Origin of the sequence: Corallibacter sp. (assembly GCF_048381695.1) — a bacterium.
Lineage (GTDB): Bacteria > Bacteroidota > Bacteroidia > Flavobacteriales > Flavobacteriaceae > Corallibacter > Corallibacter vietnamensis.
This window is the reverse complement of the sequence record NZ_JBLXHI010000001.1, coordinates 297,054-317,304: the sequence shown is the minus strand read 5'-3', so window position 1 is coordinate 317,304 and position 20,251 is coordinate 297,054. Positions and strand designations below refer to the sequence as shown.

At 32.2% G+C, this 20,251-nt stretch carries 15 protein-coding genes and 1 tRNA gene; 10 read left to right on the top strand and 6 right to left on the bottom strand.

What is annotated here, in order from left to right; translation table 11 throughout:
• Positions 1 to 42: 42 nt before the first annotated feature.
• The 5 genes from ACN5J3_RS01515 to ACN5J3_RS01495 are packed head-to-tail and all read left to right on the top strand — an operon-like array spanning position 43 to position 9,419.
• Positions 43 to 1,239, top strand: a complete 1,197-nt coding sequence (locus ACN5J3_RS01515) for a DUF2062 domain-containing protein (RefSeq protein ID WP_418510526.1) — start codon at positions 43 to 45, stop codon at positions 1,237 to 1,239.
• Positions 1,232 to 4,912: an MMPL family transporter gene (locus ACN5J3_RS01510; protein ID WP_418510525.1), complete on the top strand. Its 3,681-nt coding sequence runs from the start codon at positions 1,232 to 1,234 to the stop codon at positions 4,910 to 4,912. Before ACN5J3_RS01515 ends, ACN5J3_RS01510 begins: the two co-directional genes overlap by 8 nt.
• Before the next feature lie 13 nt (positions 4,913 to 4,925).
• Positions 4,926 to 6,446, top strand: coding sequence for a phytoene desaturase family protein (locus ACN5J3_RS01505; protein ID WP_418510524.1), 1,521 nt, complete (start codon positions 4,926 to 4,928; stop codon positions 6,444 to 6,446).
• 16 nt (positions 6,447 to 6,462) lie between these two features.
• Complete coding sequence (locus ACN5J3_RS01500; protein ID WP_418510523.1) at positions 6,463 to 8,133, top strand: C45 family autoproteolytic acyltransferase/hydolase; 1,671 nt, start codon at positions 6,463 to 6,465, stop codon at positions 8,131 to 8,133.
• Positions 8,130 to 9,419, top strand: coding sequence for a phenylacetate--CoA ligase family protein (locus ACN5J3_RS01495; protein WP_417290762.1), 1,290 nt, complete (start codon positions 8,130 to 8,132; stop codon positions 9,417 to 9,419). Before ACN5J3_RS01500 ends, ACN5J3_RS01495 begins: the two co-directional genes overlap by 4 nt.
• Positions 9,420 to 9,456: 37 nt before the next feature.
• Here the strand turns inward: ACN5J3_RS01495 and ACN5J3_RS01490 are convergent, their stop codons facing one another.
• The 4 genes from ACN5J3_RS01490 to ACN5J3_RS01475 all read right to left on the bottom strand — a co-directional run bounded on the left by ACN5J3_RS01490 (position 9,457) and on the right by ACN5J3_RS01475 (position 13,423).
• Positions 9,457 to 9,780 (bottom strand): hypothetical protein, encoded by a 324-nt coding sequence (locus ACN5J3_RS01490; RefSeq protein ID WP_418510522.1) that lies wholly within the window; start codon positions 9,778 to 9,780, stop codon positions 9,457 to 9,459.
• A gap of 133 nt (positions 9,781 to 9,913) precedes the next feature.
• Positions 9,914 to 9,987 (bottom strand) — tRNA-Asn (locus ACN5J3_RS01485).
• A gap of 70 nt (positions 9,988 to 10,057) precedes the next feature.
• Entirely contained in the window at positions 10,058 to 11,404 is a 1,347-nt protein-coding gene (gene rseP / locus ACN5J3_RS01480; RefSeq protein ID WP_344727278.1) for an RIP metalloprotease RseP, read from the bottom strand.
• Between the two features lie 78 nt (positions 11,405 to 11,482).
• A complete protein-coding gene (locus ACN5J3_RS01475; RefSeq protein WP_418510521.1) occupies positions 11,483 to 13,423 on the bottom strand; it encodes a M1 family aminopeptidase in 1,941 nt (646 codons plus the stop codon).
• A gap of 120 nt (positions 13,424 to 13,543) precedes the next feature.
• On the opposite strand from ACN5J3_RS01475, the gene ACN5J3_RS01470 reads away from it, so the two are divergent.
• The 4 genes from ACN5J3_RS01470 to ACN5J3_RS01455 all read left to right on the top strand — a co-directional run bounded on the left by ACN5J3_RS01470 (position 13,544) and on the right by ACN5J3_RS01455 (position 16,763).
• Positions 13,544 to 14,215, top strand: coding sequence for an SCO family protein (locus ACN5J3_RS01470; RefSeq protein WP_417290765.1), 672 nt, complete (start codon positions 13,544 to 13,546; stop codon positions 14,213 to 14,215).
• 73 nt (positions 14,216 to 14,288) lie between these two features.
• Complete coding sequence (locus tag ACN5J3_RS01465) at positions 14,289 to 14,516, top strand: FeoA family protein (RefSeq protein WP_344727272.1); 228 nt, start codon at positions 14,289 to 14,291, stop codon at positions 14,514 to 14,516.
• On the top strand, positions 14,513 to 16,612 hold the full coding sequence (gene feoB, locus ACN5J3_RS01460; protein ID WP_418510520.1) for a ferrous iron transport protein B: 2,100 nt from the start codon (positions 14,513 to 14,515) through the stop codon (positions 16,610 to 16,612). Before ACN5J3_RS01465 ends, feoB begins: the two co-directional genes overlap by 4 nt.
• 7 nt (positions 16,613 to 16,619) lie before the next feature.
• Positions 16,620 to 16,763: a FeoB-associated Cys-rich membrane protein gene (locus ACN5J3_RS01455; protein WP_417290767.1), complete on the top strand. Its 144-nt coding sequence runs from the start codon at positions 16,620 to 16,622 to the stop codon at positions 16,761 to 16,763.
• Positions 16,764 to 16,797: 34 nt separating this feature from the next.
• Here the strand turns inward: ACN5J3_RS01455 and ACN5J3_RS01450 are convergent, their stop codons facing one another.
• Positions 16,798 to 17,214 carry a hypothetical protein gene (locus ACN5J3_RS01450; protein WP_418510519.1) on the bottom strand — a complete coding sequence of 139 codons (417 nt, stop codon included), beginning with the start codon at positions 17,212 to 17,214 and terminating at the stop codon, positions 16,798 to 16,800.
• 22 nt (positions 17,215 to 17,236) lie between these two features.
• Positions 17,237 to 17,893: a metal-dependent transcriptional regulator gene (locus tag ACN5J3_RS01445; RefSeq protein ID WP_418510518.1), complete on the bottom strand. Its 657-nt coding sequence runs from the start codon at positions 17,891 to 17,893 to the stop codon at positions 17,237 to 17,239.
• A gap of 100 nt (positions 17,894 to 17,993) precedes the next feature.
• On the opposite strand from ACN5J3_RS01445, the gene ACN5J3_RS01440 reads away from it, so the two are divergent.
• Positions 17,994 to 20,249 carry a TonB-dependent receptor gene (locus tag ACN5J3_RS01440; RefSeq protein WP_418510517.1) on the top strand — a complete coding sequence of 752 codons (2,256 nt, stop codon included), beginning with the start codon at positions 17,994 to 17,996 and terminating at the stop codon, positions 20,247 to 20,249.
• Positions 20,250 to 20,251: the final 2 nt, after the last annotated feature.

Sequence of the window (20,251 nt, the reverse complement as noted above, 5' to 3'; positions counted from 1 at the left end):
TTAGTACTTTCGATATAGTAATACTAATAGCCCATTACGTTAGTGAATACCGTTCCAATCAAACAAAAAATAGCTAATTTAAACGTATGTGTTCTCATTCCAACATACAACAATGAGCGCACTCTAAAACGTGTAATAGATGGTGTTTTACAATATACTGACAACGTTATTATTGTAAATGATGGCTCTACAGATACCACAAAAACCATTTTAGATAGCTATACAGGCATAGAAACCATTCATTTTAAAGCCAATCAAGGCAAAGGTGTTGCGCTACGCAAAGGTTTTAAACATGCCGTTTCTTTAGGATATGATTTTGCCATAACTATAGATTCTGACGGACAACACTTTCCTAGTGATATTCCTGCTTTTATTGACACGCTAGAAACTAGCGAAAACAAAGACATTTTGCTAATAGGTGCTAGAAATATGGAACAAGAAGGTGTTCCTGGAAAAAGTAGCTTTGGTAATAAATTTTCTAATTTCTGGTTTTGGTTTGAAACAGGAATAAAACTTCAAGATACACAATCTGGATTTAGACTTTATCCGCTTCAAGTTCTTGAAAAATTAAATTTTTACACCACCAAATTTGAATTTGAAATAGAAGTTATTGTAAAATGTGCTTGGAAAGATGTTGTTGTAAAAAACATCCCTATTCAAGTACTTTATGATGAGTCCGAACGCGTTTCTCATTTTAGACCATTCAAGGACTTTACGCGTATTAGCATCTTAAACACTTGGCTGGTTTTTTTAACGCTTATTTACTACAAGCCTAGAAGCATTTTTAGAAACTTAAAAAAAAAAGGGCTTAAACGTTTTTTTTTAGAAGACTTTTTGGGCAGTTTAGATTCGCCTAGAAAAAAAGCACTATCAGTAGCATTAGGTGTATTTATTGGGTTATCTCCTTTTTGGGGATTTCATACTGCTTTGGTTATTTTTTTAGCTATTTTTTTTAAGCTAAACAAAACCATTGCGTTTGCTTTTTCAAATGTAAGTTTGCCTCCATTTATTCCTTTTATTGTCTATGCAAGCGTAAGAATAGGAAATGCCCTTTTAGGATTAGAGCACACGTTTTCTATAAAAGATTTTACCACCAACTTTGAAGTTGTTACGCATTTAAAAATGTATATTATTGGTAGTTTATCACTTGCAACAATTTCAGCCATAGCTTTAGGATTAATTAGTTACCTGATATTTTTTATTGTTGACAAGAAAAAAGTAACTTTAAAAAATGGCTAATCTTTTCTATAATATTTATAAAACAATTTCCCTTAAAAAACGTGTTGGTTTTCTAGTGGCCATTGTTATATTTTTAGGTTTAGGTTACCTAGCATCTTTTATTACTTTTGAAGAAGACATTACCAAACTAATTCCAACAAACAACAAAAACTCTCAAGCACAAAAGGTTTTAAAAACTGTAAACTTTGCCGATAAAATCATTGTAAACTTCACAAAAGAAACCAATGGCTCTGTGGATGATTTAACAAGTTATGCGTCAGAGTTTATAGACAGCCTAAAAACAACATCTGGTGATTATTATACAAAAATTCAAGGCAAAATTGCTGATGAAGATGTGCTAAACACTTTAGATTTTGTCTACGAAAACTTACCCTTATTTCTAGACAATACTGATTATAAAAACATAGAAGAAAAGCTTCATGCAGATAGTGTGAAAGCTATAACAAAGGCTAATTATAAAACACTTATTTCTCCTTCTGGATTTGTAGCAAAAGAAACCATTTTAAAAGATCCTTTTGGAATCTCTTTTATGGGACTAAAAAAACTTCAGCAATTAAGCTTTGGAGATGCTTTTAGTTTACACAATGGGTTTTTATTAAGTAAAGACAAGAAACATGTGCTTCTTTTTATATCGCCAACACATGAATCTAGTGAAACTGCTGAAAACAGTAAGTTTTCAGAAATTTTATACCGAATAAACAACAACCTAAACGATAAATATAAAACCAAAGTAAACAGTGAATACTTTGGTGGCGCATTAATAGCTGTTGAAAACGCTAAACAAATAAAAAAAGACATACAACTTACAGTAAGCATTGCAATGAGTATTTTACTCATAATTCTTATCGTTTTTTATAGAAAGCTTGCGTTACCCATTATATTATTTGTTCCAACAATTTTTGGTGGTTTGCTCGCTGTGGCACTTTTGTTTTTAATCCGAACAAAAATATCTGCTATATCACTTGGTATTGGTTCTGTTTTGCTAGGTGTAACACTAGATTATTCGTTGCATGTATTAACACACATACGAAGTAATAATAACGTAAAAGCGCTTTTTCACGAAATCACCAAGCCTATTTTAATGAGTAGCTTAACAACTGCTTTGGCTTTTTTATGCTTGTTGTTTGTAAAATCTCAAGCATTACAAGATTTAGGCATTTTTGCAGCAATAAGTGTTATTGGCGCTTCAATTTTTGCGCTTATTTTTATTCCGCAAGTTTATAAAGATGTTCCTAATAAGGTCTCAAAAAACACCTTTATAGACAAACTTGCTTCTTTTCCGTTACACAAAAGCAAATGGAGTTTTATAGTATTAGCCATACTTTTAGGAGTAAGTTTATTTACATATAAAAAGGTGACTTTCAATCATGATATCACTAAACTAAATTACGAACCGCCAGCTTTAATGGCTGCACAAAAACGATTAGACGCACTTACTAATGTCTCTTCAAAATCGGTTTACCTTGCATCTTATGGCAATACTAAACAAGATGCAATAAATGCCAATGATGCTGTTTTAAATAAGCTAAAGTCACTTAAAGCCAATAAGCAAATAATAAATTACAGCTCGGTTGGTGCTTTAGTACAGTCTGATATTACACAAAAAAACCGCATTCAAAAATGGCAATCGTTCTGGAATGATTCTTTAGTAAATAAAACCAAAACAAATCTTATAGAAAATGGCGCTTCGTTTGGTTTTAAACCAACCACGCATAATGACTTTTACAGCTTACTAGAATCCGATTTCAGTCCATTACAAATAAGCGATTATAACGCATTAAAAACGGTTGCTCTTGATGACTATATAACAACAAAAAACAATTTTACTACCGTTACATCACTTGTCAAAGTTAGTACAGAGCAAGCTACTGATGTTGTAAACGCGTTTAAAGACCAACCTAATGTGCTAGTCATAGACAGGCAACAAATAAATGAAACTTTTTTAGGAAACTTAAAAGATGATTTTAACCGATTGGTACAATATTGCTTTGTTGTTGTTTTGGTTATTTTATTGTTGTTTTACAGAAGTGTTTCCTTAACTCTAGTAACAGCAATTCCTATTGCTTTAACTTGGTTTTTAACCATAGGATTAATGGGGCTTTTTGGTATAGAGTTTAATATTTTTAATATTATTATATCAACCTTTATTTTTGGGTTAGGTGTTGATTACTGCATTTTTATCACAAACGGTTTATTACACGAATACCGTACAGGAGAAACAGCATTACCTACCCATAAAACATCTATTATACTATCTGTTATCACAACTATATTAGGTGTTGGCGTACTTATATTAGCAAAGCATCCTGCATTATACACAATGTCTTTAGTTTCTATTGTAGGAATATTATCTGCAATAACAATTTCATTTATTATACAACCTTTACTTTTTAAACTTCTTATAGGATCAAAAAACAAAAAACCGTATCCGCTATTACTACTTATTCAATCTACCATTTCATTTACTTATTATGGTCTTGGCGGCTTAGTTTTATCTATTATTGGTGTCATTATCATTAAGGTTGTTCCTGTAAGCATGAAGAAAAAAATGGCTTGGTTTCATGGTATTATGTCAAAATTTATGAAGTCTGTTTTAGATTCGTATCCATATACCAAAACTAAAGTCATAAACAACCACAAAGAAACTTTTGACAAACAATGTGTAATGATTGCAAATCACACTTCGTTTCTTGATATTCTGGCCATAGGAATGCTTCACCCAAAAATTATTTTCTTGGTTAATGATTGGGTATATAACTCTCCTATATTCGGAAAAGCCGTAAGACTTGTTGGTTTTTACCCTGTTTCTAGTGGTATAGAAAATGGTGTTGCTCATTTACAGAAAAAAGTAGATCAAGGTTATTCGTTAATGGCGTTCCCAGAAGGAACACGATCGTATACTAATAAAATTCGTCGTTTTCATAAAGGTGCTTTTTATTTGGCTGAACAGTTTAAATTAGACATTGTACCTATTGTTATTCATGGAAATTCTGAAATTTTACCCAAAGGGCGTTTTGTTATAAAACGCGGTACATTAACGGTAGAAATTCTTAAAAGAATACAGTATGGTGACTCTCAATTTTTTGGAGAAACAACAAAAGAAACAACCAAAAACATAAGTACGTACTTTAAACAAAAATTTCAAGACATTAGAAAACGCCTAGAAAATGACACTTATTTTCACAATGTAATTCTTGAGGATTTTAGATACAAAGGCTCAAACTATCTTAAAGACATAAAGCAAGACCTAAACACTTACAAAAGTGATTACAAAAAAATTATTGATACTGTTGGTAAAAGAGACCGTATTCTACATATTTCTAAAGATAACGGACAATTAGATTTTTTACTTTCTCTTGATAGCCCTGATAGAAGCATAACAACACTTATTGAAGACACTCAAAAACGAGCAATAGCAAAAAACTGTTATATTAGCAACAATCACAGTAAGATACAGTTTACAAACTCTTTTAGTGACATGTTAAATATTGAGGCAAACACGATTATTATAAATTCAGATGACATATCTGAATTAGAAATAGAATCGGTACTAAAAGAATCTGTTACATGCATTATTTTACTTAAACAAAGTTGTTTACTATACCCAAAAATAAACACTAGTAATTTTACAAAAACACTTGAAAACAATCAGCTTATTATGTTAACCAAATAAGCTATCATTTACTATGAAATCGCACTACGATGTTGTTATTACAGGAAGCGGATTAGGAGGCTTAGTTTCTGCTGTGGTTCTTGCCAAGGAAGGTTATCGTGTGTGCGTTTTGGAGAAAAACCAGCAATTTGGCGGCAATCTTCAAACATTTGCTAGAGACAAATCTATTTTTGATACTGGAGTACATTACATAGGCGGCTTAAGTAAAGGTCAAAATCTTTATACCTATTTTAAATATTTAGGTATTATGGATGAGCTTTCTTTAGATAAAATGGACGAAGACGGTTTTGATGTTATCACTTTTGATAATGATGATTCTGAATATAAATATGCTCAAGGCTATGACAATTTTATTGAGACATTAAGCAAAATGTTTCCAGAAGAAAAAGAAGCCATTCAAGCCTACTGCCATAAAATTCAAGAAACTTGTAGCAAATTCCCGCTATATAATGTAGAGCAAGGAAAACAATATGATATTAGTGTTTTTGGTGAACAGGCAAAAACCTTTATAGAGTCTATAACTTCAAACAAAAAACTACAAGCAGTACTTGTAGGAACAAATTTTCTATATGCTGGTGATGGCGAAAAAACACCTTTCTATGTGCATTCGTTATCTGTAAATTCCTATATAGAAAGCGCTTATCGCTGTGTAAACGGAGGAAGTCAAATTACAAAGCTTCTCATTAGAAGACTTAAAGAATTGGGCGGCGTTGTACATAAATACCATGAAGTTGTAGATTATAACTATAAAGATGGTAAACTTACATCTGCCATTTGTTCTAATGGTAATGAATTTTATGGTGATATTTTTATATCAAATATAGAACCCAAACTTACTCTAAAACATGTAGGCAAAGATAAGTTTAGAAAATCATATGTTAACAGGATAGAAGGTATTGAAAGCACAATTGCTGCTTTTAGTGTTTACATTGTTTTAAAACCTGAAACATTTAAGTATTTAAACAAAAATTACTATCATTTTAAATCCCCTGAATGTGTTTGGACGGCACAACATTACTCACAAGAAAGTTGGCCGGAAGGCTACATGCTTTCTATGGGACGCAAAAAAGGTCAAAGCGTTTATGGCGACAATATTACGATAATGACTTATATGCATTATGATGAAGTAAAACCTTGGGAAAATACGTTTAACACAACGGCGTGTCAAAATGATAGAGGACAATCATACGAAGCTTTTAAAGCTGAAAAAGCCGAAAAGGTTATTATTGAATTAGAAAAAAAATTCCCAAATATAAGAGCTTGCATACAAGAAGTATATACATCATCGCCTTTATCTTACAGAGACTACATTGCCACTAACAATGGCTCTATGTATGGTTATGTAAAAAACGTGAATAAGTCTATGCAGTCTTTTATATCGCCTCGTACTAAAATAGAAAACTTATTATTTACAGGGCAAAGTTTAAATATGCATGGTATATTAGGCGTTACAATAAGTGCTATTGTTACCTGTTCTGAAATATTAGGTATGGATTATTTAGTATCCAAAATAAAAAAAACAAACAGTCAATAAAATACATTGTAAGCGAATGATTTTAAAAAGAGTATTCATAGTTATATCCGTATTTATTTTGATTACATCCTGTGGTGTTTCAAAATCAAAACACGATATCCCAGATGTTAGCCACTATGATACGTCTGTTCCTAACCGCATTACACTATCAGACTCTACATTTAGCTCTGGCGCCAACTACTTAACAAAAAACCAACAACAACTTTGGGAATTATATGTTCAGGGCGATCCTTATCAAATAGGTTTAGAAACAGGAAGCTTAACCAGAGAACTATTTGAAAAACAAGAACGAGCTTTATTAAGCAAAGTTGCCGAAATGGTACCGTCAAAAACCAAACAATACCTACTACGTAAAGTTTTGGCTTGGTATAACAGAAAAATGTACCTACATATTCCTGAAGAATATAAAGCTGAAATTTTAGGACTTTCTAAATATGCTGGAGATGATTATGATTATATAGCAGATGATTATTTACGCATACTTTACTTACACGGCGCTCACGATATAGGTCATGCCTTTCAAGATTTAGCGCTTGTAGGCTGCTCATCATTTGCTGCTTGGGGAGACAAAACCGAAGACGGCAGCTTAATTATTGGACGTAATTTAGATTTTTATGCCGGTGATGCCTTTGCCGAAAATAAAATAATAGCCTTTGTAAGTCCTACAAACGGCCACAACTTTATGTCTGTTACTTGGGCAGGAATGATTGGTGTTGTTTCCGGTATGAATGATCAAGGACTAACCGTTACCATTAATGCAGGAAAATCTAAACTACCACTTATTGCAAAAACGCCAATTTCTATTGTAACTCGAGAAATCCTGCAATATGCTTCAACTATTGATGAAGCCATAGCTATTGCAAAAAAACGTGAAGTATTTGTATCAGAATCTATCTTTATAGGAAGTGCTAAAGACAAAAAAGCTGCCGTTATAGAAGTTTCTCCAGGTAATTTTGGTATTTATGAAGTCCCAAATTCTAATCAGTTAATTTGTGCCAACCATTTTCAGAGTGATGCCTTTGCTAATGATGAAAGAAACTTAAAACAAATAGCCGAAAGTCACTCGCAATACCGTTACGAGCGCATGGAAGAACTTCTTAATAACACACCAAAACTCACACCACAAAGAGCCGTTGATATTTTAAGAGATAAAAAAGGATTAGAAAATAAAGCCATTGGTTACGGTAATGAAAAAGCATTAAATCAATTGCTAGCGCATCATGGTATTGTTTTTAAACCAGAACAAAATATGGTTTGGGTATCTTCAAACCCATATCAGTTGGGCGAATTTGTTGCTTATGATTTAAATGATGTTTTTGAACAAGCACCTAATAACACTAATAAAACTTCGCTGCAAAACGCCAATTTGCTTATTGAGGAAGATCCATTTTTATACACAAAAGCCTATGAAAATTATGAAGCATATCGGGTTTTAAGCAGGCACATATCAAAAGCTATAAATAATGACGAACATATTGAGATATCTTCTTTAAAAGAATTACAAAATCTCAACCCAAACTATTGGGAAGCCTATTACTTAACCGGTCGTTATTATTATGAAAAGGGTTATTACACTGCAGCTTTGACTGCTTTTGAACACGCTAAAACAAAAGAAATTACAACAGTTCCTGATACGCGAGCTGTAAACGATTATATTAAAAAATTAAAGAGGAAATTAAACCTATGATTCCTGATATAGAAAAAGCATCAAAAGAAAAAATTAAAGCATTACAAGAAGACAAGCTACAGGAATTATTAAGCTATCTTCAAACACATTCTGCATATTATCAAGATGTTTTTAAAAAACACCAAATAGATATAAAAACCATTACGTCTCTAGAAGATTTAACCCAAATTCCTGTTACTACAAAAGACGATTTACAAAAGCATAACGATGCTTTTTTATGTGTTCCAAAACACAAAATTATTGATTATGTAACCACTTCGGGTACCTTGGGAGATCCTGTAACATTTGCCTTGACAGATGCAGATTTAGAACGACTAGCCTACAATGAGGCAATTTCGTTTGCGTGTGCTGGTGTAAAAGAAACAGATGTTTTACAACTTATGACAACAATTGATAGGCGTTTTATGGCTGGTCTAGCTTATTTTTTAGGAGTAAGAAAACTTGGCGCTGGTATAATTCGCGTTGGTGCAGGAATTCCAGAGTTACAATGGGATTCTATTTTAAAATTTAAACCTACCTATCTCATTGCTGTGCCTTCTTTTTTATTAAAGCTTATAGAATATGCCAAGCAGCACGACATTGATATTAATTCTTCTGGTGTAAAAGGTGCTATTTGTATTGGTGAATCACTGCGAAACCAAGATTTTTCTTTAAATACATTGGCTGAAAAAATCACCTCGCAATGGCATATTGATTTATACTCAACCTATGCTTCAACCGAAATGAATACGGCTTTTACCGAATGTGAAGCGCAACAAGGAGGACATCACCATCCTGAATTAATTATTGCTGAAATTTTAGATGATGACAATACCCCAGTTACACCCGGAAATGTTGGCGAACTTACAATTACAACTTTAGGCGTTGAAGGCATGCCTCTATTACGATTTAAAACCGGAGATATGGTTAAAGCACATACCGATGCTTGTTCTTGCGGAAGAAATACCATGCGACTGGGACCACTTGTAGGTAGAAAAAAACAAATGATTAAATATAAAGGGACAACCTTATATCCACCAGCAATGGATAATATTTTAAACGATTTTAATGAGGTTTTAAGCTATGTTATTGAAATTTCACACAACGACATAGGTACTGATGAAATATGTATTAAAATAGCAGCTTCTAACCCTGAAGAGACGTTATTATCAAAAATTAAAGATCATTTTAGAGCTAAATTAAGAGTATCACCTAAAATTGAGTTTCACGACAAAAAAACAATTCAAGCAATTCAGTTTCCAGCAATGAGCAGAAAACCCATATTGGTTATTGATAAAAGGGCTTGATAACATGTCGTTTTATTTTTATGTTATAATTTAATCTTCAAAAATGAAATTGCTCAAAAGGCATAAGCTGAAATGAGCTTTTTCTATTCATAGAAGGACAAATATATATTTTTAAACCAACGATTTCTTCTTTATTAAAAACAACTTTTTCTTTTTTATTATTAATAATTTCAATCCTTTCATCAAACAATCTCACTTCGTTATTAGCATTTACATAATAATCTATTAACAAGAAGCATGCTATTAAAACAGGGGACAAAAAGAAAATTGACATCAGGATAACATTTACTTCTACCTGATTTACATATGCATATAAAACTATAGAAATGAAAGCTAGAATAATAAAGAAACTAAATCCCATATTTTTACAAACACTCTTTATATTTATTCTATAATATGTCAATTTTTGCTTCACTCATTAATATTAACTAGTCTTCATATTCCTTAAAATTACAACAAAAAAAGCCTTACATTTCTGTAAGGCTTTCATTTTGCTCCCCCTCTTGGGCTCGAACCAAGGACCCTTTGATTAACAGTCAAATGCTCTAACCAACTGAGCTAAGGAGGAGTGTTATTCGCTTTTGCGAGCGCAAAGATATATTATTTTTTAATCTCTGCAAACTTTATCATTAAATTTTTTAATTAAAAATAGCTTTAAAGATATCATTACCGTTCGCAAACAGTACTAATGCTATTAAAATGATGAATCCAACTAATTGTGCGTACTCTAAAAACTTGTCTCCTGGCTTTCTTCCAGATATCATTTCGTATAATAAAAACATCACATGACCACCATCTAACGCTGGTATTGGAAGCAAGTTTAAAAATCCTAGCATAATAGATAAGAATGCTGTTATTCCCCAAAAATACTGCCAACTCCACGTAGTTGGAAATATATCATAAATGGCTTTAAATCCTCCTACACCTTTGTAAGCTCCTGTGCTTGGTGTGAAAATTGCCTTTACTTGCTTAATGTAAGAAGCTAACTTATCTTTTGTTTTCACAAAACCAACTGGGATTGCTTCAAAAAAGCTATAGTTTTTTGTTTCAAACTGATAGTACCCTATTTTTTCTAATGTCTCTGGTGTTGCACCAGTTGCGTAAACAATTCCTAACTTACCTTTTTCATTGATAGTAAGTGGCAATGTTACTTCATTATTATCTCTTAAAACAGATGCTTGTACTTGTTGTCCTTTGTAAGTTTCTAGTAAAGGGATTAATTCATCAGCATATTTAGTTTTTGTACTGTTTAAACCAGTAATGATATCGCCTTTTAATAGACCGCTACTTTTATTGAAAGAAGAATCCGGAACCTCTGCTACTAAAAATGGCATGCGAAGATTAATGAATGATTTTTCTTTAGAATCTATAAGTTGCGCTAAAAAATCTTCTGGTAATGTCACTGTAGATGTTTGCCCATTACGTGCTATAGTTATTTCTTTTCCAAAAAGCACCTTTTCTGATATTTCAGAGTAGTTCTCAATCTCTTGACCATCAACCGCAATTATTTTATCTCCTGTACGTAAACCGGCATTATTTGCAACTGTGCTTTCTATAAGCAAACCATCTTTTACATTATTGTTAGGCAAAAATTTATCTCCGTAAAAATAACTCATACCTATATAAATAATAATTGCTAGTATAAAGTTTACTGTAACTCCACCTAACATTATGATAAGTCGTTGCCAAGCTGGTTTTGTTCTAAACTCCCATGGTTGTGGTGGTTGAGCCATTTGCTCTTTATCCATACTTTCATCAATCATACCAGATATTTTTACATATCCTCCTAAAGGTAGCCAACCAATTCCATAAACGGTTTCTCCTATTTTCTTTTTAAATAATGAAAACTTCACATCAAAAAATAAATAGAACTTCTCTACTCTAGTTTTAAATAATTTTGCAGGGATAAAATGTCCTAATTCGTGTAATACGATTAGTAAAGAAAGGCTCAATAAAAATTGAGATATTTTGATTACAAACTCCATGTAATTTTATGTCTTGTTAAAATGAACGCACAAAAGTAATGTTTTAGCACCATTTAGAAAACTATAATTCGTTTATTACTAATTTTTTAACAAGGTTTTATTAATAACTCCCTGATTAGTTTGAAACTGAACAAATAGCAACCCATCTGAAAATGAAGAGACATCTATTGTTGATTGCCACGGCGCCACATATACTTTTTGTCCTAGTGTATTGTAAATAGTAACCTGTTCAACCATTAAATGGTCAGGCTTTGTAATATGAAATACACCTGTTGTTGGATTTGGATAAACGTTTAATATATCGTTTTTTAAATCAAAGCTATCAATACTTAATGTCACTGTATTGTTTCTAGAAATTAGATCATATTCAGGATCAAAAATAACATCGGTAACAGTAAAATTAACAGCACTTGTAAAACCTTGATTATTTACTGTGTTTTCTAAAACAATATTGAGCTCTTCTCCAGAGGCTCCTAAAATTCGTATAGGCACAGGAGCTTCAAAAAATGATACAGATGCGTCACTTTGTGTTTGGTTTAATGCAATATAAATTGATGATTCGTCAACTTGATGCCAAGTAACGTTGTATGTTGGATAACCTTCATTATATAACCAATCATTAAAAAACTCGGTTAAATTGGTTGCTGTAGAAGTTTCTACACTATTTATGAAACCTTCAGTTTTTGCATAATCATAAGCAAAATCTGGATGGTTTAGATAATCTCGCATAGCTTGATAAAATGCAGTATCTCCAAGTTTTTTACGAAGCATATGAATAACCATTGCTCCTTTGTTGTAGGATAATCTACTACTAAAAATTCTACCAATACTTAATGTATCTGTGTCTGATAAATACACAGCACCATTAGGCTGTGATGTAATGGAATTTACGGTTTGTTGTTTCCAAGTTGTGAAATAATCATTTCCATCTAAATGCTCTACCGTCAAACCAGATAAGTACGTAGCAAAACCTTCGTTAAGCCAAATGTCTTTCCAGCTACCACATGTTACTTTATCTCCAAACCATTGATGTCCTAATTCGTGAGCAATCAACCCTCTACTAAAAGATCCCATAAATGAAACAGTAGTATGCTCCATACCGCCGCCCCAACCAAATTGTGCGTGGCCATATTTTTCGTCTGAAAAAGGGTACTCCTCAAAAAGCGAGCTAAACAAATTCATAATATCTACGGTAACTCCTGTATTTGCTTGAGCATATGCTAAACTTTCAGGATAAACATAGTTTACAATATCAAAAGGTTGCCCATTATTATCAACCTGATGACTATATACTTCGTAATTGGTAATGGCAATAGCCACCAAATACGCAGGTATAGGATACTTGTGTTTAAAGCGTGTTGTTTTTTCTCCTGCTTGGGTTGTTTGCGATATTTCTAATCCGTTGGCAACTGCAATATACGCTTCATTATCAGGATTAAATTCAGGGGTATTTAAATACACATCTATTGAATCTATTTTATCTATTAAATCTTGCTTACAAGGCCACCAACCTTTGGCTCCGTAAGGTTCAGAAAGTGTCCAAATAATTGGGTCTCCACTATGAGTTGTTTGTTCAAAAGAGCCAAACCCAGAACTTTCAGGGTTTCCAGAATAGCTTACTGTCAAAGAATCTAAAACACCTGCATTTTGTGTTTCTGGAAGCGTTATCACTATTTCATCATTGCTGTTTTGAGAAAAAGCCAATGAATTACCACGCTGTATTACTTGAGAAACAACCATATTATCAGTAAGCTCTAAAGTTATTTGATTTAGGTTTTCTTTAGCTTCAAAATATGTTGTTACATCTCCAGAAATAAATGCAACAGAAGGGTCAATATTTAACTCTAACCTGTGATACTTAACATCATAATTACCTGTATTTAAATTGACGCGCTGCATCATTTGCCTAAAAGCGTTTCTTGCTTCGGCTTTTTGAATATCACTTTGAGTTTTTAAGTAATCCTGGCTATAAAAAACTGTTGTAAATAAACAGCAAATAACAAGTAGTTTTGTTTTCATTTTTCTTTCTCTTAAAAAGATGTAACATCTTAATTAGCATGTTAAAAATAGTGCTTTTAAATCTATTGTATTGTAATTTTGTATTTGAATTTTATATGACAACACATTCAAATTAGTTTTATGATTTCTTTTTTTAAACAATACAAGCGCTTCGGGATTGTTTTTTTTATATTATCTGCTATTATCATTTCTATCATGTATAGCATTTTAACACCTAAAAAAGTACTTCCTATTTATCAACCTACTATGGTAAATGCAGAATTGGTTGACAGCACACTTTTAGACACAAGAAAATATCATAAAATAGCCGATTTTAAATTACTTAATCAAAATGGCGAAACCATAACTCAAGCTACTTATAAAGATAAAATTTATGTTGCTGATTTCTTTTTTACTACATGCAAAACTATTTGTCCTATAATGACAGATCATATGTATAAAATACAAAAGGAAATAAAAAATGATGATGAAGTCATGCTACTTTCTCACACAGTAACTCCTGAAATTGACAGTGTTGCACAGCTTAAAAAATACGCTAAACTAAAAGGCGTAATAGACGGGAAATGGAATTTGGTTACCGGTGACAAAAAACAAATTTATGAGCTTGCCAGAAAAAGCTACTTGGCTGTAAAAACTAGTGGAGATGGCGGCCCTTTTGATATGATTCATACCGAAAATTTTATGCTTATTGACAAAAAGCAACAAATTAGAGGCTTTTATGATGGCACCAACCCTGATGATATATCGCGTTTACTTGATGATATTTCCACTCTAAAACAGGAATATCAATAGTTTTATTTGTAAGCATTTTTTTAGCCTAAATATTTCTCTTATTTTTGCTTTTTTAAAATCAATCTAAATAAGCTTGCAAACGACTTTAGCACAATTAAAACGTGGCCAAACGGGTATTATAAAAGATGTTTCATCTATACATATCCCGTTAAAACTATTAGAAATGGGTTGTCTGCCTGGCAATCAAGTAGAGCTTGTTCAAGTTGCTCCGTTTTCAGATCCTTTATACCTAAACATAAACGGTTCACATCTTGCAATTAGAAAAGAAACGGCTATCCATATTTTAATAGACATTGTATGAGTAAGCAAATAAATGTAGCCTTAATAGGAAATCCTAATACCGGAAAAACATCGGTTTTTAATGCCTTAACAGGTTTAAACCAAAAAGTAGGAAACTACCCAGGAATTACTGTTGAAAAAAAAGAAGGAATTTGTAAGCTACCTCGTGGCGTAAAAGCTCACATTATTGATTTACCTGGAACTTACAGTTTAAACGCTTCCTCTCTAGATGAAAGTGTTGTTATAGAATTACTTCTTAACAAAAATGATAAAGATTATCCTGATGTAGCCGTTGTGGTTTGTGATGTAGAAAATTTAAAACGAAACCTGCTACTTTATACACAAATAAAAGATTTAGAAATTCCTACCATTCTTGCCATTAACATGTCAGATAGAATGGTTTACAAAGGTATTTCATTAGACATAGAAACTCTTGAAAAAGAGCTTAACACTAAAATAGCATTAATTAGCACTAAAAAGAAAACAGGTATTTCTGAATTAAAAACACTAATTACAGATTACAAAAACCTGTCTACAAAACCTTGCTTAAATGCTAATGATATAGATCCAACCTATTTTAAGGATTTAAAAAGCGCTTTCCCAAACCAGTTACTATACAAACTGTGGTTAGTTATTACACAAGATGTTAATTTTGGAAAAATAGACCGTCAAGCTTTTGATGCTTTAGAAGATTTTAAAACCAAAAGCAACTCTGATTTAAAAAGGTTACAACAAAAAGAAACCATAAAGCGCTACCAGTTTATAAACAATATCCTAAAAAAAGGACAAACTATAGACTTAAGCTCTGCAAAAGATTTACGAATACGACTAGACAGAATATTAACGCACAAAGTTTGGGGTTACTTGATATTTGCTGCAATATTACTGCTTATTTTTCAAGCTATTTATGACTGGTCTGGTATTCCAATGGACTTTATTGATAATACATTTGCTTCTTTAAGCGAATGGGCAAATAACACACTACCAGAAGGTTCTTTTACAAGCCTATTGGCTGATGGAATAATTCCAGGTATTGGAGGCGTTGTAATTTTTATACCTCAAATTGCCTTTTTATTCTTTTTCTTGGCACTTTTAGAAGAAAGTGGCTACATGAGTCGCGTCGTGTTTTTAATGGATAAAGTTATGCGTCCATTTGGTTTAAGCGGAAAAAGTGTTGTTCCTCTTATGTCTGGTACAGCTTGTGCTATACCTGCTGTTATGGCAACACGAAATATTGAGAGCTGGAAAGAACGATTAATAACCATTTTAGTCACACCGTTTACTACGTGTTCTGCTCGTTTACCTGTATACTTAATTTTAATAGCTTTGGTTATCCCTGAAGGATCTTTTTTAGGGTTTAGTCTTCAAGCATTAACCCTGTTGTTGCTTTACATTATTGGGTTTGTTGCTGCCATTGGCTCTGCATTTGTTTTACACAAAACACTAAAAATAAAGAGTAAAACATTTTTTGTAGTAGAAATGCCTAACTACAAAACACCTTTGTTTAAAAATGTAGCTATAACTGTTATTGAAAAAACTAAAGCTTTCGTTTTAGGTGCTGGTAAAATTATTTTAGCTATTTCAATTGTATTGTGGTTTTTAGCTTCTTATGGCCCTGGAGATAATTTTAATAATGCTGAAACTATAATAAGCGAGCAATTTGCTAATGATAATATATCTGAAGATGAACTAAATCAACATATTGCTTCATTTAAATTAGAAAACAGCTATATAGGTATTGCTGGCCATGCTATTGAACCAATGATTTCTCCTTTAGGTTACGACTGGAAAATAGGGATAGCTTTAATTACATCATTTGCTGCCAGAGAGGTTTTTGTAGGAACACTAGCAACTATATACAGTGTTGGTAGTGATGACGAAGATACTATTAAAAACAGAATGGCATCTGAAATTCATCCGGTTACAAAAAAACCTGTTTTTAATTTTGCTTCAGGAATTTCTCTCATGCTATTTTATGCTTTTGCTATGCAATGTATGAGTACATTAGCAATTGTAAAACGAGAAACTAATAGCTGGAAATGGCCAACATCACAATTAGTTTTCATGAGTTCATTTGCTTATGTTGTTGCTCTAATTACATATCAACTATTAAAATAAAACTGTTATGAATCCTTTTATTCAAGAAGTACTAGTCATCACAGCTTTAGTTATTGCTGTTGGATTTTTAGTTATGAAATTTGTTTGGAATCCAAGAAAAAAATCTTCTTCAAAAAACTGCGGAAGCGGTAATGATTGTGGTTGTCATTGATTTGTTTTCAACCTTACCTATTGGTAATTATAATCTATTCAACAAGCTTGGTTACCAGCTGTAAGTAATATTCTTCTGGTTTAATTTTTATATCATATTCTGGATATGGAGCTAAATTCATTACATGTAGTTCTGAACCATCTAAAACAGTAACCAGAGACGCATTGCTTAAATAGCTGGAAGAAACTTTTATAATACGTTGCTCTTTTTTTACACCGTTTTTAAAAACATCAATTAAAACTTCTGCTTCTCCTGCCCAAATACAATTAACGCCTTTAGGACAACGAGAATCTGAAATTACCTTTACAAACTTAACAGAAATACCTTCCTTATTTAACATTTTACCATAACCCAACTTCGTAATGATTTTAGGCGATCTCACCTGAATGGTATCTTGAGAAAATCCAGATAAAGCAAAGAGAAAAATAAATATATAGATTAATTTATTCAAGACGTAATGGTTTATAAAGTCTTTAATTTTTCTTTAAATATAAGTTTTTTGCCACACTATTAGACACTGTAAATTCATTGTTGTTTACCTTTATCTTGATAGATTTATCAAATGGTTCTATGTACATGATTTCTATTTCAGATCCTAGTCGAATATTATTCGTATCTAAATATTGTAAAAATTCCGCAGAACTATCGTTAACACCAATACAACTATAAATATGACCCACTTGTGCTTGAGACAGTAGTGTTTTTTCAACTATTGGCATATTTCCGTTTATATCAGGTATTGGGTCTCCGTGAGGATCATGTTTAGGATAATCTAAAAAGCGATCTAACTGATTAATTAACTTTGGAGATTTTATATGCTCTAACTGTTCTGCTACTTCATGCACTTCATCCCAAGTAAAGCCTAATTTATCAACTAAAAAAACCTCCCACAAACGGTGTTTTCTTATAATACTAAGAGCTACTTTTTTTCCTGAATCTGTAAGAATAACACCTTGATATTTTTTATAATTAGCATAACCTTTTTCTGACAGCTTTTTAATCATATCTGTAGCAGAAGATGCTTTAGTATTCATTGCTTCTGCTAAATCATTGGTACTGACGGTCTCTTTCCCTTGCAAACTCAAATGAAAAATAGCTTTAATGTAGTTCTCTTCTGTTAGTGTTATCATAATTACTTTTTCTAAAAACAAATATACGTTATATAATTTTTTAAATATATTTTTAGTCTAATCTAAAAATATATTTATATTTGATTAAAATTAATTTAAAATGAAGCTAATTTATATATGCTTAATAACAATAATCACTACAGTATCGCAAGCGCAAAACAAAGCTGACATTTCAGGGAATATTAAAAACGACGAAGGAAACCTTACGTATGCTAATGTTTATTTAAAAAACACAACTCAAGGCGATATAACAGATGAGAATGGTAATTACACTATAAAAAATGTTACTGAAGGAGATTATATCATTGTCGCTTCATTTACTGGTTATAAAACCATTGAAAAAAAGATATCTATAAACTCTAAAAACCTTGAAATTAACTTTACGTTTGAGCAAGCTGAAAATCTTGATGAAATTGTTGTCACAGGCACACTCAAGCCCGTAAATAGATTAGAAAGTCCTGTGCCCGTTGAGATTTATTCGCAGGCATTTTTAAAGAAAAATCCAACCTCTAATATTTTTGAGGCATTACAAAACGTTAATGGTGTTAGGCCACAACTTAATTGTAATGTGTGTAATACTGGCGACATTCACATTAACGGACTAGAAGGTCCATACACATTAGTTTTAATTGATGGTATGCCTATTGTTAGTGGTTTATCCACAGTTTATGGATTGTCTGGAATTCCTAATTCACTAATAGATCAAGTTGAAGTCGTAAAAGGCCCAGCTTCCTCACTCTATGGTAGCGAAGCTGTTGGTGGTTTGATAAATATTATAACGAAACATCCTGAAAACGCACCAAAATTTTCAGCAGATGGCTTTATTACTGGCTGGGGAGAAGCCAATCTGGATTTAGGATACAAAGCTAAAATAGGACAAAAAGCAACCTTGTTACTTGGTACAAATTATTACAACTACTCTAATCCTATAGACAATAACAACGATAACTTTACTGATATAACACTACAAGATAGAATTTCAATTTTTCAGAAATGGGATTTCAAGCGCAATAATAACCGTAAGTTCTCATTAGCAGGTAGATATTTTTATGAAGATCGTTGGGGCGGCGAAATGCAGTGGAACAAAAACTTTAGAGGTGGAGATGTAATTTATGGTGAAAGCATATACACATCACGATTTGAGATTATTGGTAATTATCAATTACCAATTAAGGAAAAGGTAAACTTTCAGTTTTCATATTCAGACCATGACCAAAACTCTGTGTATGGCAACACACCATACATAGCTCAACAGCGTATAGGCTTCGGGCAATTGGTTTGGGACAAAACGTTAAAAAAACATGACTTACTTTTTGGCACGGCAGCTCGTTACAATTTTTATAACGATAATACTACTGCTACAATTAAAGCTGACGAAGTCGTAATTCCATCATTATTTGCCCAAGATGAAATAACACTTTCAGCAAAACAAAAATTATTGCTAGGCGCTAGGTATGATTATGACAAACGTCACGGCTCTATATTTACTCCAAGAATTGCTTATCGATATAAACCCACAAACAATGATATCATTAGATTAAATGCTGGTACCGGATTTCGTGTAGTAAACCTTTTCACTGAAGAGCATGCCGCTCTAACAGGTGCAAGAGATGTTGTTATTGAAGAAACATTAAAACCTGAAAAATCATATAATATAAACATTAACTACCTTAAAAAACTTTACACCAAAAATGGGATGATATTTACATTTGATGCATCTATTTGGTATACACATTTCACAAATGCTATTCTTCCTGATTATGATACCAACCCAAACAAAATTATTTACAGCAACTTAGATGGTTATGCTACATCAAAAGGAGCTAGCTTAAATATAGACACTGTTTTTGAAAATGGTATAAAAGCACTTCTGGGAGTAACATATCAAGATGTATCACAAACCGAAAATGACAACACAATAAATCAAATTCTAACCGAAAAATTTTCTGGAACTTGGGCTATATCTTATAAAAACTATAAAACAAACTTAACTTTAGATTACACAGGAAACGTTTATGGACCAATGCGATTACCAACACTTGGAAAATTAGACCCTAGAAGTGACAAATCTCCAACGTGGAGCATTCAAAATATACAACTAACTTATGATGGACTAAAAAATTTCGAGTTTTATGGCGGCATTAAAAACCTGTTAAACTGGACACCTAATAAAGGAGAACCTTTTATTATAGCACGTGCTAATGATCCTTTTGATGAGCAAGTAAGCTTCAATCCTGATGGAAGCGTCATACCTACTCCAAATAACCCTTATGCACTAACTTTTGATCCTTCTTATGTTTATGCACCTAATCAAGGTAGACGCTTATTTTTCGGAATACGTTATAATCTTAATTAAAT